Consider the following 12,947-nt stretch of genomic DNA (forward strand, 5'->3'; position numbering starts at 1 on the left):
CCACAAGCAGAACGCGCGAAGGGCTGCGGTCCGGCGGCGGGCAGCGCCCGGCGCGGGGCTTTCTTCGGAACAGGGCGATGGATATGGCTGAGAGCGATGGCGTGATTGCCGCGGCGGCGGAGCGTCTGGTGGCGGGCTTCCTGGCCGAGGATGCGGCGGGCGAGGCGCTGGGTGGTGCCGCGGTCGAAAGCCTCGCGGTGCGGGACGGCGTGGTGCATCTGGCGCTCACCGTCCCCCGCGAGCGCGCTTCCGCCCTGGAAGCGCCGCGCCGGGCGATGGAAGCAGCCCTCGGCCGGCTGCCCGATGTCCGCCAGGCGCGGGTGGTGCTGACGGCGCATCGCGCCCCCGGCGCCCCGGGCGGCCCCGGAGCGGCCAGTGCGGCCGGTGCGGCAGGCACGGCGAGCCCGGCTAGGCCGGCGGCCCCGGCGCCGCAGCCGCTTCCGGGGATCGCCCATGTCGTCGCCGTCGCATCCGGCAAGGGCGGCGTCGGCAAATCGACGGTGGCGGTCAATCTCGCGGTCTCGCTTGCCCAGCAGGGCCTGCAGGTCGGCCTTATGGATGCCGATATTTACGGGCCGAGCCTGCCTCGGCTGGTCGGTGAGCAGCGGCGCCCGGGCTTGCGGGAAAATCGGCTGGTGCCGATCGAGGCCTGGGGCATCCGCACCATGTCCATGGGCTATCTGGTGGATGAGGAGACCGCGATGATCTGGCGCGGGCCGATGATCATGGGCGCGGTGCAGCAGTTCCTCGGCCAGGTGGACTGGGGCCGGCTCGACGTTCTCGTCGTCGATCTGCCGCCGGGCACCGGCGATATCCAGCTGACCCTCGCCCAGCGGGTCAAGGTCACGGGGGCCGTGGTCGTCTCGACGCCGCAGGATCTCGCTTTGCTCGATGCGCGGCGCGCCGTGTGGATGTTCGAGAAGGTGGCGATCCCGGTGCTCGGCCTGGTCGAGAATATGAGCTATTTCTGCTGCCCGAATTGTGGCCATCGCAGCGAGATCTTCGGCCATGGCGGGGCGCGGGCGGAAGCGGCAAAGCTCGGCCAGGCCTTCCTCGGCGAAATCCCGCTGCTGGCGGAGGTGCGCGCCCTCTCGGATGCCGGCACGCCGGTGGTGGCCGCAGCGCCCGAGAGCGAGGCGGGCCGCGCCTTCGCGGCGATCGCCCGGCAGGTGGCGGCGCATCTGGCGAGCCTGCCGCCAGGCTGACGCCCGGCCGCGCGCCCCGGGCTCCGCGCCCCGGGCTACGCGCCTCGGGCATTTGCTTGGCGAATACTTCCTCGCGTTTTCGTGCTCTTCTGGTGGCTCTCTCCGCGCCTTGCCTCCGCGCGGGCGTGCGGCCGATCGCCTCTGGCGTCTCATCTTGCGCTTCTACTGGGGCGGCGCGGGTGAGGCCTGGGAAAAACAAGCGGGTAAATGCCGCAAGCGTTGCCCGCAAGGCCGAAATCCAGAAGTTTTTTCGGATCTTCTCTTGCATTTCATCGTCAGTCAGGACAACTAAAGCACGTTCGATTCGCAGAATTGCCGCGCGTATTACCGAGTCGTAATACTTGCAAGCGCAGCCTGGCGGCGAAAGCCGCGTTCCGACCCCTGTATTGTCTCTCTTTTTTACGACAGAGTGTAATGAGATCTGAAAAGCTCAATCTCGATCCGCAGGCCGAGGCGATTGACGCGGCGGAGGCCCGGATGCGCGCGGCGCTCGGCCTCGGCACGCGGCCTGCGGCCGGTGGCGGCGGCAATGGCCACGCCAATCATGCGGCACCGCCACCGCCGCCCGCGCATGAGGGGCCACGGCCGCGCCGGCGCTTCGCCCAGGATGGCGATGTGCCGGTCGTCATGCTCGGCCGCGCCCGCGAAGCGGAGAGCGACGGCCGTGCAAGCGCGATGCAGGCGAGCCTGCGGGAGGAGAAGGAGGCCCGCGCCCGTGCCGAGCGCGCGCTGGAAGAGGCGCAGGCCAGCATCCAATCCCTCAAGACCAAGCTCGCCCATATGGAAATGGCTTTCGAGGAGCGGCTGAGGGCCGAGCAGGAGGCCCGCGCCCAGTTGGAGGCGCTGCGGCTCGCCGATCAGGAGGCCCGCCAGCGGAGCGAGGCCCGGCAGGCGGAAGCGGAACTCGCCCTTTCGCTCGCCGAGCGCAAGCTGGCGGAGCTGGAGGCGGGCCGCGCCGCCGCTCTCACTGCCCCGCCCAGCACCGATCTCTTTGGCGAAGAGGCGCCGCCGCCGAAGCCGCGGCGCGGGCGCCCGCCGGCGATCAAGCCTGCCGCGCCGATCGCGGCCTCGCCAGCCGCGGCCCCCGGCGCCGAAGCGGTAGAGGCAGAGACCGAGACCGAGACGGCGAGCGCGCCGGAGAGCGCGGGCGAGGAGGATCAGCCCATCGAATGGTGGCTGCCGAGTTTCCGCGCCCAACGCCATGCCGGCACCGGCCGCAAGCGCAAAGCCCGTTAAGGAAAACAGCTAGGCTGGAGTGGCGAACGGGGTGCCCGCTATCGGCACCGCGCCGCGCCCTTGGCAGCAACGTACGCTCTGCGGCTTCGCGCCAGTTGACGGCACGCCCCGCGCCGCCGAAACAGAGAGGCCATGGCCGCGCCCTCCTTCTCCGCCGAGACCGAACGCCTGCTGACGGAAGCGGCCGCCCTCTGCGCCGGCCGTCGCGAGAAGCTGACGGAGCAGCGGCGCCTCATCCTCGGTTTCATCCTGGAAAGCCCCCGGCCATCCGGCGCCTATGATCTGCTGGACCGGCTGCGCGCCGCGGGCCGCGCGGCAGCCCCGCCCACCGTCTATCGCGCGCTCGACTTCCTTACCGCCCAGGGCCTCGTGCATCGGATCGAGCGGCTCTCCGCCTTCATCGGCTGCGCCCATTTGCACGGACCCGGCAAGGGCGCCGCCGCCACGCATTGCCACCCCCCGGCCGCGGAGGGCGCGGAGCCGCCGCATCGCCTCGACTCCCTGCAATTCCTCATCTGCACCCAGTGCCGCCGGGTGTTCGAGATCACCGATGCCCGCATCCGCGGCGCCATGGAGAGCGCGGCCGAGGCGGCGGGCTTCCGCCCTGCCGGCGCCACGGTCGAGATCGAGGGCCTTTGCGCCGAATGCGCGGCAGCCCAGGGCGAAAATCCTGCCTGAGCGTGCTTTTCGGGATTCGCCTTCGCAGGCGAATTCGGCCATACCACCGCAGATGAACGATACCCTGACAGAGGCCAAGGCCGCGCCGGCCCAGAAGGACGCGGCACCCGATTACCGGAGCACCGTGTTCCTGCCGCGCACGCCTTTCCCGATGAAGGGCGATCTGCCGAAGCGCGAGCCTGGCATGTTGGCCGCCTGGGATGCGCGCGGGTTGTGGGAAAAGCTCCGCGCGGATTCGAATGGCCGCGCGCCCTTCGTGCTGCATGACGGGCCGCCTTATGCCAATGGCAACCTCCATCTCGGCCATGCGCTGAACAAGATCCTGAAGGATGCGATCAACCGCGCCCATCAGATGGCGGGCTTCGACGCGCATTACGTGCCGGGCTGGGACTGCCACGGCCTGCCGATCGAATGGAAGGTCGAGGAAGGGCACCGCAAAGCCGGTCGCAACAAGGACGATATCCCCGTCCTGCAATTCCGCGCCGAATGCCGCGCCTATGCCGAGCATTGGCTCGCCGTGCAGCGGGAGGAGTTCAAGCGCCTCGGCGTGCTGGGCGACTGGGCCGAGCGCTATGCGACGATGGATTTCGCGTCCGAAGCCGCGATCGCTCAGGAGATCGGGCGTTTCCTGATGAACGGCGCGCTCTATCGCGGCCTTCGCCCCGTGATGTGGAGCCCGGTCGAGAAGACCGCGCTCGCCGAGGCCGAGATCGAATATCACGACCATAAGAGCGTCACGATCTGGGTGCGCTTTCCCATCCTCTCAGGCGGTCCCGCCGAGATCGCGGGCAGTTCGGTGGTGATCTGGACGACGACGCCCTGGACCATGCCGGGCAACCGCGCCGTGGCTTACGGGCCAGAGATCGATTACGCGCTGATCGAAGTCACCGGCATCGCCGAGGGCGCGCGGGCCAAGCCGGGTGAGCGCGTGCTCGTCGCTGAAGCGCTGCTCGAAGCTTTCGCGAAGGATACCGGCGTCACCGGCCACAAGCTGCTGGCCACCTTCAAGGGCGCCGATCTCGAAGGCGCGATCGCCGCCCATCCGCTGCGCGGCCAGGGCTATGAGTTCGACGTGCCGCTGCTGCCCGGCGGGCATGTGACGACGGAAGCCGGCACCGGCTTCGTCCATACCGCGCCGAGCCATGGCGAGGAGGATTTCGACCTCGGCCGCCAATTCGGCCTCGAGGTGCCGGAGACGGTGGGGGATGACGGGACGTACAACCCCGGCGTGCCGCTCTTCGCGGGCCTGCATGTCTTCAAGGCGGCCGATCCGGTCTGCGCCGCACTCGAAGCCGCGGGCGCGCTCTTCCATCGCGGCATCCTCATCCACTCCTACCCGCATTCCTGGCGCTCCAAGGCGCCGGTGATCTACCGGGCGACGCCGCAATGGTTCATCCGCATGGATGGCCCCGAGGATATCCGCGGCCGCGCGCTGGCCGCGATCAGCGAGACGCGCTTCGTGCCCGAGCAGGGCCGCAACCGCATCGCCAGCATGGTCGCCGGGCGCCCCGATTGGTGCATCAGCCGGCAGCGCGCCTGGGGCGTGCCGATCGCGATCTTCGTCGATCGCCGCACGGGCGAGCCGCTGCGGGATGAGCGGGTGATGGCGCGCGTCGTCGAGATCTTCAAAGCCGAGGGCGCGGATGCCTGGTACGCGCGGCCCGCGGCCGACTTCCTCGGCAATGATTATGACGCTGCCAATTACGAGCAGGTGCGCGATATCGTCGATGTCTGGTTCGAAAGCGGCTCGACCCATGCTTTCGTGCTGGAAGCGCGCGGGCTGTCCTGGCCGGCCGATCTCTACCTCGAAGGCTCGGACCAGCATCGCGGCTGGTTCCAGTCCTCCCTCCTCGAAGCCGTCGGCACGCGGGGCCGCGCGCCCTTCAAGGCGGTGCTGACTCACGGCTTCATCGTGGACGAGCAGGGGCGGAAGATGTCCAAGTCGCTCGGCAACGGGGTCGAGCCGCAGGACGTCATCGCGCAATACGGCGCCGATATCCTCCGCCTCTGGGTCATGTCCTCCGACGCGCGGGACGATCTCTCGATCGGGCCGGAAATCCTCAAGCAGCAGGGCGAGCTTTACCGGCGCCTGCGCAATACGCTGCGCTGGCTCTTGGGCAGCCTCGATGGCTTCGACAAGGCCGAGATCCTGCCCCATGGCGATCTGCCGGAGCTGGAACGCTGGGTGCTGCACCGGTTGACCGAGCTTGATGCGCTGATCCGCGGCGCGGTCGAAAGCCATGACTGGACGGGGGTTTATCCCGCCATCCATCATTTCTGCGCGACCGATCTTTCCGCCTATTACTTCGATATTCGCAAAGACGCGCTCTATTGCGACCGGGCGGACAGCCCCCGGCGGCGCGCCGTGCGCACGGTGCTCGACCAGCTGCACCGCTGCCTCTGCACCTGGCTCGCGCCGGTGCTGGTGTTCACCGCCGAGGAAGCGTGGCAGACGCGATTCGGCGCCGAGAGCAGCGTGCATGAAGAGCTTTTCCCCACCCTTCCGGCCGAGTGGCGGGACGCAGCTTTGGCCGAGAAATGGGCGCGCGTGCGGGAGATCCGTCGCCTTGCCACGACGAAGCTCGAAGCCATGCGGCAGGAAGGGCAGATCGGCGCCTCGCTCCAGGCAGCGGTGACCTTTCTTCTCCCCGAGGGAGAGCAGACGCTGCTTTCGGCGCAGGATTGGGCCGATACCCTCATCGTCTCCGCGGTCGAGCTGGGGCAGAGCGATGCCGGGCTGCTGGCCGATGCCGCACTCGCGCCGGGCGAGAAATGCGCCCGCTGCTGGCGCGTGCTGCCCGAGGTCGATGCCGCCAGCAAGCTCTGCCGCCGCTGCACCGATGCGGTGGCGGCACTTTCCTGCGATCCGGCCCGCTGATGCGCGCGCGCCCTGCCGTCGCCATGGGCGGCCTCGCCATGGCGGTGCTGATCTTCATCGCCGACCAGCTGAGCAAATGGTGGGTTCTGCACGGGCTCGATCTGCCGCGCCTCGGCCAGGTGGAAATCCTGCCGGTGCTCAACTTCACCATGGTCTGGAACCGGGGCGTCACCTTCGGCCTGCTGACGGGCGATAGCATGCTCGCCCATCTCGGCCTTGCCGCCTTCGCGCTCGGCGTCGTCATCGTGCTCGGCCTCTGGCTGATGCGGGCGGAACGGCGGATGGTGGCACTGCCGGTGGGCGCGATCGCCGGCGGCGCTCTTGGCAATGTCGCCGACAGGCTGCATTACGGGGCCGTCGTCGATTTCATCCAGGCGCATGCTTTCGGCTATTCATGGTATGTGTTCAACCTAGCGGACGCCGCGATCGTTTGCGGCGTGGCGGCACTCTTGATCGACAACCTCTTGCCGGGGCGGCCTCAGACGGCGGCGGCCCGGGCCAAGAATCGCGGCTGAAGGACGCAAGGCTCGGATGATGACGAAGCGGTGGACGCTCCTGCTGGCGCCCCTGATGCTTGCGGGCTGTTCCAGCGGGGTGATGCAGACCATCGGCCTGCAACGCAACCCGCCGGATGAGTTCAAGGTGACGACGCAGCCGCAGCTTGCCATGCCGCCGGATCTCAACCAGGCGGCGCAGGCGCTTCCGGCGCCGACGCCGGGTGTCGCCCGGCCGCAGGATGTCGCCATCTCGCAACAGGCGGCGAGCGCCATGATGGGCGCGGCCTCTCTTCCGAGTGGCGCGCCATCGACCGCCGGCGACCAGGCCTTCCTCGCCAAGGCCGGGCCGCCGCCGCCGGCCAATATCCGCGCCCAGGTGGAAGCGATCGCGGTGAAGGATCAGAAGAGCCGCACGCTCGGCAATCGGCTCAACCCCTTCGGCGCCCCGATCGCCAAGCCCGCGATCGTCAATGCCCGCGAGGAAACCAAGCGCCTGCAGCGGAACGCCGCCCTCGGCATCAGCCCGGCGGCCGGCACCACGCCCCTGGTGAAGCCCAAGAACCGGGGGCCGCTCGGCAATTTCTTCGACAGCCTGTTCTGACCGCCCTAACCACGGATTCCTGACATGAGCAGCAGATACGCGCGCTACCCGAGCCTGGACGGCCGGCGGGTGCTGGTGACGGGCGGGGCGTCCGGCATCGGCGCCGGCATCGTCGAGCATTTCGTGGAACAGGGCAGCCGCGTCGGCTTCCTCGATCTCGACACGGCTTCGGCCGAGGCGCTGCTCGCCCGCCTGCCCGAAGGGGCGGCGGCGTTCCGGCAGGTCGATCTGCGGGACATACCGGCCGTCCGCACCGCGATCGCTGAGCTGCGCGAAAGCCTCGGCGGCGGCTTCACCGTGCTCGTCAATAATGCCGCACGCGACGATCGGCACGCGATCGACGAGGTGACGCCGGAATACTGGGACGACCGGATGGCGACCAACCTTCGCCACCAGTTCTTCTGCGCGCAAGCCGTGAAGGATGACATGATCGCCGCCGGCGGCGGCTCGATCATCAATATGAGCTCGAACAGCTTCTTGCTGGGCCAGGGCGGCATGCCGGCCTATACGGCGGCGAAATCCGGCGTCATCGGCCTCACCCGGGCGCTCGCCCGCGATCTCGGGCCGCATCACATCCGGGCGAATATCGTCTATCCGGGCTGGATCATGACCGAGCGACAGCTCAAGCTCTGGATGAACCCGGAGGCTGATGCCAAGCGCGCGGCCGGCCAGTGCATCCCGGATCGGCTGCATCCGGCCGATGTCGCGCGCATGGTGCTCTGGCTCGCGGCGGATGACAGCGAACTCGTCACCGCCCGGGAATTCGTCGTGGACGGAGGCTGGCGCTAAGCGCCTCTCCTCCGTCGTTCACAGGAGGATTGGCTTATGGAACAGAGACGTCTCGGGCATTCGGGCTTCATGGTGCCGGTGCTCAGCTTCGGCACGGGCACCTTCGGCGGCAAGGGGGAGTTCTTCGAGGCCTGGGGCAGTTCGGACGTCGCGGAAGCGAGCCGGCTGATCGACATCTGTCTGGACGCCGGCCTCAATATGTTCGACAGCGCCGACATCTATTCGGGCGGCTCAGCCGAAGAGGTGCTGGGCGCGGCGACGAAGGGCCGGCGGGACAAGATCCTCATCTCGACCAAGGCGACCTTCCGCGCGGGTGAGGGGCCCAACGATGTCGGCTCCTCGCGGTTTCATCTCATCCGCTCGGTCGAGCAGTCCCTCAAGCGGCTCGGCACGGATTATATCGACCTCTTCCAGCTCCATGGCTTCGATGCGATGACGCCGGTGGAGGAGACGCTCTCGACGCTCGACGATCTCGTCCGCGCGGGCAAGATCCGCTACGTCGGCTGCTCCAACTTCTCCGGCTGGCATCTGATGAAGTCGCTGGCGGTGGCGGAGAAATACAACCTGCCGCGCTATGTCGCGAACCAGGCCTATTACTCGCTCATCGGCCGTGATTATGAGTGGGAGCTGATGCCGCTCGGCCTCGACCAGGGGATCGGCTGCGTCGTCTGGAGCCCGCTCGGCTGGGGGCGGCTCACCGGCAAGATCCGCCGCGGCCAGCCGCTGCCCGCGCAATCCCGCCTGCATAAGACAGCCGATATGGGCCCGCCGGTGCCGGACGAGCACGTCTATAAGGTGGTGGAGGCGATGGACGAGATCGCGCAGGAGACCGGCAAGACCGTGCCGCAGATCGCGCTCAACTGGCTGCTGCAGCGGCCCACGGTCTCGACCGTGATCGTCGGCGCGCGTAACGAGGAGCAGCTGCGGCAGAACCTCGGCGCGGTCGGCTGGAACCTGACGGCAGAGCAGGTCGCGAAGCTCGACGCGGCAAGCACGGTGACGCTCGCCTATCCCTATTGGCACCAGCGCGGCTTTACGGAGCGCAACCCGGCGCCGGTCTGACCATGCTGCGCCAGGCGAGCCATCGCCTCACCTTGCAGACGCGCGGCAAGGGGCTCGTCGAATTCACCGATGCGATCGAGGCCTGGGTGGGGGAGACGGGCATGGAAACCGGCCTCCTCACCCTCTGGTGCGCCCATACCTCGGCCTCTCTGGCGGTGACGGAGAATGCGAGCCCCGAGGTGCTGCGGGATATCGCGCAAGCCTTCGAACGGCTGGTCCCGGAAGATCGCGGCCAGGTGGGGGCCCAGCGCTACCTGCATGCGCTGGAGGGGCCGGACGATATGCCCTCCCATATCCGCACGCTGCTCACCGGCCCGCAGCTCACCATTCCCCTCGCCCAAGGGCGCCTGACGCTCGGCACCTGGCAGGGCATTTTCCTCTTCGAGCATCGCACCCGCCCGCACCGCCGGCAGATCGCGCTGCATCTGATCGGGGAATAGCGCGGCGCTCAGCCCGCTCGGTCGGCGGCCAGCAGGGTCTGCCGCACATGGGCCATCACGGTGAAGAGGAAGGCGGTGCTGACGCCGAAGAGCAGCATGCCGCACGCGCCCTCCAGCGGCCCCAACAGAGACCACTCCGCCGCGATCGCAACGCCGGTGCTGCCCAGCGTCGCCATGCAATCAACCGAATACAGCATTGCTGCATGGAAAGACGGAATGGCGCCCAGAAGGCAGTAGATCGCGGCCCAGACGGCGGCATCCAGCCCGTGCAGGCAGGCGAGCAGCCAGCCTGCAAAGCCGATGAAAACTGTCGCGCTGAGAATAGCGCGGCGCAACCGGCTGCGGCCCTTCTGCGTTCGGCGGCTTTCCCAGCGGCGCAGCCTGCCATCCAGTAGCAGGCTGATCAGCACCAGCCCGAGGGCATGCAGCATGATGGTGCCGCCAATGAGGCCAAGGCCGACGCACCAGTCCAGGAACCAGCCGTCACCTACCGGCTGGGTCATTGGCGGGCGAGGTCCGTCAGGCGTGAACGCGGCCGTTCGGCGCCTCCACAGCGACCGGGGAGAAGGCCTCGGCTTTGGCGGAAGCCGGCACCGCGCTCATCATCCTGTGCTCCGTTTCGGTGATGTAATCGCGCGATAGGGGTGCGGCGGTCTGTTCCCGTGTCAGTTGCACCTGGAAATTGACGTGCTGCTGGTAGTGGAAGGCGAGTTCGGAGCCCGCGAGGTAGAATTCGAACATGCGGCAGAAGCGCTCATCGTACAGCGCCTGGATGGCATCGCGGTTGGCGGCGAAGCGGCGCCGCCATTCCCGCAGGGTTTTGGCATAATGCAGGCGCAGAACCTCGATATCGGTCGCGATCAGGCCGACGCGCTGGATCGCTGTCATCATCTCGGAAAGCGCCGGGGAATAGCCGCCGGGGAAGATATATTTGGCGATCCAGGGGTTGGTCGTCCCCGGCCCGTCGCTGCGGCCGATGGTATGGATGAGCGCCACGCCATCATCCTTCAGCGTGCGCTTCACCATGTTGAAATAGGCGCCGTAGTGGTTGACGCCGACATGCTCGAACATGCCGACCGAAACGATCCGGTCGAACCGCTCCTGCACGGCGCGGTAATCCAGCAGTTCGAACTTCACCCGGTCCGTCAGCCCCTCGGCCTCGGCCCGCGCCCGCGCCTCGGCCAACTGCTCGGAGGAGAGGGTGATCCCCGTCACCCGGGCGCCATAATCCCGCGCCAGCGTCAGCGCCATGCCGCCCCAGCCGCAGCCGATATCGAGCACCGAAAGATCCGGCCGGTCGAGCTTCAGCTTGGCGGCGATGTGATGCTTCTTGGCAAGCTGCGCCTCTTCCAGCGTCTCATCCCCGCGCGGGAAATAGGCGCAGGAATATTGCCGGTCGCGGTCGAGGAAGAGGCTGTAGAGGCGACCGTTGAGATCGTAGTGGTGGGCGACGTTGCGGCGCGCTCGCACGGCGTTGTTGATCTGCTGCAGCCGGCGGAAGATGGTGCCGAGGATCACCCGCACCTTCATCATCGGCACCGCGCCAAGGCCGGCCTGGTGCAGATTGTCGAGCAGCACTTCGAGCACCTGATAGATCGAGCAGTCGATTGGCACCACCGTGCCCGCCATATAGCATTCGCCCATGGCAAGGCCGGGGTTGAGCACGATCGCCCGCACCGCCTTATCCTCCGTGATGCGGATTTTGGCGGCGCCCGCCAGCTCCGGCCCATACTGGGTCTGCTCGCCATTAGGCCAGATCACGCCAAGGCCACCGCGGCGGACGAGTCGCTTCAGAAGATGGTCCAGGATCTGCTGCATCGCCATTCCTCGGCTGACAAGGACGGGCCGGGGCGCAAGCCAGACCCGCTGAATGGTACCTTACCAACCGGATAATGCGCTGCGCGCAGCCGCGCAAGCAAGGCTCTGCACATGAGTCTTATCGGGCGGCATTCGCCGGACGCGAGAATGTGAAAAAGCCGCAATGTAAAAAGGCCGGCAAGCGATGCCTGCCGGCCTTTTTCGGTCGCTTTCGCCCCCTAAGGGGCCGAGGTCACGCGGCCGGGGCCGCAGCCTCTTCGTCACCACCGCCGAAGATATCGGCCGCAACGTCGGTCTCTTCCTCGGCCGCGCGGCCCACCGCCTCGCCGCGAAGCTGCTTCTCAGCCTCTTCCGCGCTGCGCGCGACATTGACCGTGACATCGATCACGACTTCGGGATGGAGCACCACGCGCACCGGGCGGATGCCGAGCGCCTTGATCGGGTGATCAAGCTCCACCTGGCCGCGGTCGATCGAGAGGCCGGCTTCCGCCGCCGCCTCGGCGATATCGCGGCTGGAGACGGAGCCGTAGAGGCTGCCCGAATCGCCGGCCTGGCGGATGATCGTCACCGTCAGGCCCTTCACGCGGCCGGCCACCGCCTGCGCCTCTTCCCGGCGCTGGAGGTTCTGCGCTTCGAGATGCACGCGCTCGGTCTCGAAGCGGGCGACGTTCTCCTTGGTCGCCCGCAGCGCCTTCTTCTGCGGGAGCAGGAAGTTGCGGGCATAGCCCGGCTTCACGCGCACGCGGTCGCCCATCTGGCCGAGCTTGGCCACGCGCTGAAGCAGGATGACTTCAATAGCTGCCATGGTTCGCGCTCCTTACTGAAGAACGTAGGGGAGCAGCGCCAGGAAGCGGGCGCGCTTGATCGCCCGCGCCAGCTCACGCTGCTTGCGGGCGGAAACCGCGGTGATGCGGGACGGCACGATCTTGCCGCGCTCGCTCAGGAAGCGGGAGAGCAGCCGCACGTCCTTATAGTCGATCTTCGGCGCGTTGGGGCCGGAGAAGGGGCAGGACTTCTTGCGGCGATAGAAGGGGCGGCGGGCGCCCACGGCCGCGCGGCGCGCGGCGGGATTCACATCGGTCGTGTCAGACATGGTCAGCCCTCCTCACCCATACCGCGTCCGCGGTCGTCCTCATCGTCGCGCGGGCCGCGATATTCCTCGCGGGCGCGGAATTCCTCGCGGTCGTCATAGCGGCGGCGGCCGCTCTCGAACCGGCCGGCCGGCTTCGGGCCGCGGAAGCCGCGATCGTCGCTCTTGCGCGCCAGCACCGCCGAGGGGGCCTCGTCGATCTCGTCCACGCGGATGGTGAGGAAGCGCAGCACATCCTCGTTGAGGCGCAGCTGGCGCTCCATCTCGGCCAGGGCCTTGGGCTCGATATCGAGGCCGAGGAGCACGTAATGGCCCTTGCGGTTCTTCTTGATGCGATAGGCGAGGCTGCGAAGGCCCCAGTATTCGCGCTTGCGGACTTCGGCGCCTTCGGCTTCGATCTGCGCGACGATCCCATCGGTCAGGGTATCGACCTGCTGCTGGGTGATTTCGCTGCGTCCAATCACGACGCATTCATATAAAGGCATGATGGTCCCTCCGGATGTATCGGCCTGGAGAACCGTGGCCCCGGGCTTCCGGGCACGGCCAGGCACAGCCGGGGTGATGCCTTCACCCCGGCAGGGCGCGCGCAAAAGCGCAGATCTTGCCCGATTCCGCAAGGCAAAGCTGATCTGCGCACTATTTCTGCCAGGCCC

14 protein-coding genes are annotated in these 12,947 nt (G+C 67.9%); 9 read left to right on the forward strand and 5 right to left on the reverse strand.

What is annotated here, in order from left to right:
* The first annotated feature begins 77 nt into the window (after positions 1-77).
* The 9 genes from ACYQ7X_RS08005 to ACYQ7X_RS08045 all read left to right on the forward strand — a co-directional run bounded on the left by ACYQ7X_RS08005 (position 78) and on the right by ACYQ7X_RS08045 (position 9,386).
* Complete coding sequence (locus tag ACYQ7X_RS08005) at positions 78-1,205, forward strand: Mrp/NBP35 family ATP-binding protein (protein WP_459696428.1); 1,128 nt, start codon at positions 78-80, stop codon at positions 1,203-1,205.
* Between the two features lie 414 nt (positions 1,206-1,619).
* Positions 1,620-2,441: a hypothetical protein gene (locus ACYQ7X_RS08010; protein ID WP_459696429.1), complete on the forward strand. Its 822-nt coding sequence runs from the start codon at positions 1,620-1,622 to the stop codon at positions 2,439-2,441.
* Between the two features lie 132 nt (positions 2,442-2,573).
* Complete coding sequence (locus ACYQ7X_RS08015) at positions 2,574-3,119, forward strand: Fur family transcriptional regulator (RefSeq protein WP_459696430.1); 546 nt, start codon at positions 2,574-2,576, stop codon at positions 3,117-3,119.
* 52 nt (positions 3,120-3,171) lie between these two features.
* Positions 3,172-5,997 carry an isoleucine--tRNA ligase gene (gene ileS, locus ACYQ7X_RS08020; protein ID WP_459696432.1) on the forward strand — a complete coding sequence of 942 codons (2,826 nt, stop codon included), beginning with the start codon at positions 3,172-3,174 and terminating at the stop codon, positions 5,995-5,997.
* Positions 5,997-6,512 (forward strand): signal peptidase II, encoded by a 516-nt coding sequence (gene lspA, locus ACYQ7X_RS08025; protein ID WP_459696433.1) that lies wholly within the window; start codon positions 5,997-5,999, stop codon positions 6,510-6,512. Before ileS ends, lspA begins: the two co-directional genes overlap by 1 nt.
* Positions 6,513-6,531: 19 nt before the next feature.
* Complete coding sequence (locus ACYQ7X_RS08030; RefSeq protein WP_459696434.1) at positions 6,532-7,095, forward strand: DUF3035 domain-containing protein; 564 nt, start codon at positions 6,532-6,534, stop codon at positions 7,093-7,095.
* Between the two features lie 24 nt (positions 7,096-7,119).
* Positions 7,120-7,884 carry an SDR family NAD(P)-dependent oxidoreductase gene (locus ACYQ7X_RS08035; protein WP_459696435.1) on the forward strand — a complete coding sequence of 255 codons (765 nt, stop codon included), beginning with the start codon at positions 7,120-7,122 and terminating at the stop codon, positions 7,882-7,884.
* 36 nt (positions 7,885-7,920) lie between these two features.
* Complete coding sequence (locus tag ACYQ7X_RS08040; protein ID WP_459696436.1) at positions 7,921-8,946, forward strand: aldo/keto reductase; 1,026 nt, start codon at positions 7,921-7,923, stop codon at positions 8,944-8,946.
* A 5-nt stretch (positions 8,947-8,951) separates the two neighbouring features.
* The gene (locus ACYQ7X_RS08045) at positions 8,952-9,386 is read left to right on the forward strand and encodes a secondary thiamine-phosphate synthase enzyme YjbQ (RefSeq protein WP_459696689.1); all 435 of its coding nucleotides are present in this window, start codon (positions 8,952-8,954) and stop codon (positions 9,384-9,386) included.
* An 8-nt stretch (positions 9,387-9,394) separates the two neighbouring features.
* Here ACYQ7X_RS08045 and ACYQ7X_RS08050 read toward each other — a convergent pair whose 3' ends face one another.
* The 5 genes from ACYQ7X_RS08050 to rpsF form a co-directional block, all read right to left on the reverse strand.
* Complete coding sequence (locus tag ACYQ7X_RS08050; protein ID WP_459696437.1) at positions 9,395-9,889, reverse strand: hypothetical protein; 495 nt, start codon at positions 9,887-9,889, stop codon at positions 9,395-9,397.
* A 16-nt stretch (positions 9,890-9,905) separates the two neighbouring features.
* Positions 9,906-11,204, reverse strand: coding sequence for a class I SAM-dependent methyltransferase (locus ACYQ7X_RS08055; RefSeq protein WP_459696438.1), 1,299 nt, complete (start codon positions 11,202-11,204; stop codon positions 9,906-9,908).
* A 232-nt stretch (positions 11,205-11,436) separates the two neighbouring features.
* Positions 11,437-12,009 carry a 50S ribosomal protein L9 gene (gene rplI / locus ACYQ7X_RS08060; RefSeq protein WP_459696439.1) on the reverse strand — a complete coding sequence of 191 codons (573 nt, stop codon included), beginning with the start codon at positions 12,007-12,009 and terminating at the stop codon, positions 11,437-11,439.
* Between the two features lie 12 nt (positions 12,010-12,021).
* Positions 12,022-12,297, reverse strand: a complete 276-nt coding sequence (gene rpsR, locus ACYQ7X_RS08065; protein ID WP_227306015.1) for a 30S ribosomal protein S18 — start codon at positions 12,295-12,297, stop codon at positions 12,022-12,024.
* A 2-nt stretch (positions 12,298-12,299) separates the two neighbouring features.
* On the reverse strand, positions 12,300-12,779 hold the full coding sequence (gene rpsF, locus ACYQ7X_RS08070) for a 30S ribosomal protein S6 (RefSeq protein ID WP_459696440.1): 480 nt from the start codon (positions 12,777-12,779) through the stop codon (positions 12,300-12,302).
* Positions 12,780-12,947: the final 168 nt, after the last annotated feature.

The organism is Acidisoma sp. C75 (assembly GCF_054665095.1).

Bases quoted from the DNA above. Each gene is read 5' to 3' on its own strand.
- ACYQ7X_RS08005 (WP_459696428.1), top strand. From the start codon at position 78: ATGGATATGGCTGAGAGCGATGGCGTGATTGCCGCGGCGGCGGAGCGT.
- ACYQ7X_RS08010 (WP_459696429.1), top strand. From the start codon at position 1,620: ATGAGATCTGAAAAGCTCAATCTCGATCCGCAGGCCGAGGCGATTGAC.
- ACYQ7X_RS08015 (WP_459696430.1), top strand. From the start codon at position 2,574: ATGGCCGCGCCCTCCTTCTCCGCCGAGACCGAACGCCTGCTGACGGAA.
- ileS (WP_459696432.1), top strand. From the start codon at position 3,172: ATGAACGATACCCTGACAGAGGCCAAGGCCGCGCCGGCCCAGAAGGAC.
- lspA (WP_459696433.1), top strand. From the start codon at position 5,997: ATGCGCGCGCGCCCTGCCGTCGCCATGGGCGGCCTCGCCATGGCGGTG.
- ACYQ7X_RS08030 (WP_459696434.1), top strand. From the start codon at position 6,532: ATGACGAAGCGGTGGACGCTCCTGCTGGCGCCCCTGATGCTTGCGGGC.
- ACYQ7X_RS08035 (WP_459696435.1), top strand. From the start codon at position 7,120: ATGAGCAGCAGATACGCGCGCTACCCGAGCCTGGACGGCCGGCGGGTG.
- ACYQ7X_RS08040 (WP_459696436.1), top strand. From the start codon at position 7,921: ATGGAACAGAGACGTCTCGGGCATTCGGGCTTCATGGTGCCGGTGCTC.
- ACYQ7X_RS08050 (WP_459696437.1), bottom strand. From the start codon at position 9,889: ATGACCCAGCCGGTAGGTGACGGCTGGTTCCTGGACTGGTGCGTCGGC.
- ACYQ7X_RS08055 (WP_459696438.1), bottom strand. From the start codon at position 11,204: ATGCAGCAGATCCTGGACCATCTTCTGAAGCGACTCGTCCGCCGCGGT.
- rplI (WP_459696439.1), bottom strand. From the start codon at position 12,009: ATGGCAGCTATTGAAGTCATCCTGCTTCAGCGCGTGGCCAAGCTCGGC.
- rpsR (WP_227306015.1), bottom strand. From the start codon at position 12,297: ATGTCTGACACGACCGATGTGAATCCCGCCGCGCGCCGCGCGGCCGTG.
- rpsF (WP_459696440.1), bottom strand. From the start codon at position 12,779: ATGCCTTTATATGAATGCGTCGTGATTGGACGCAGCGAAATCACCCAG.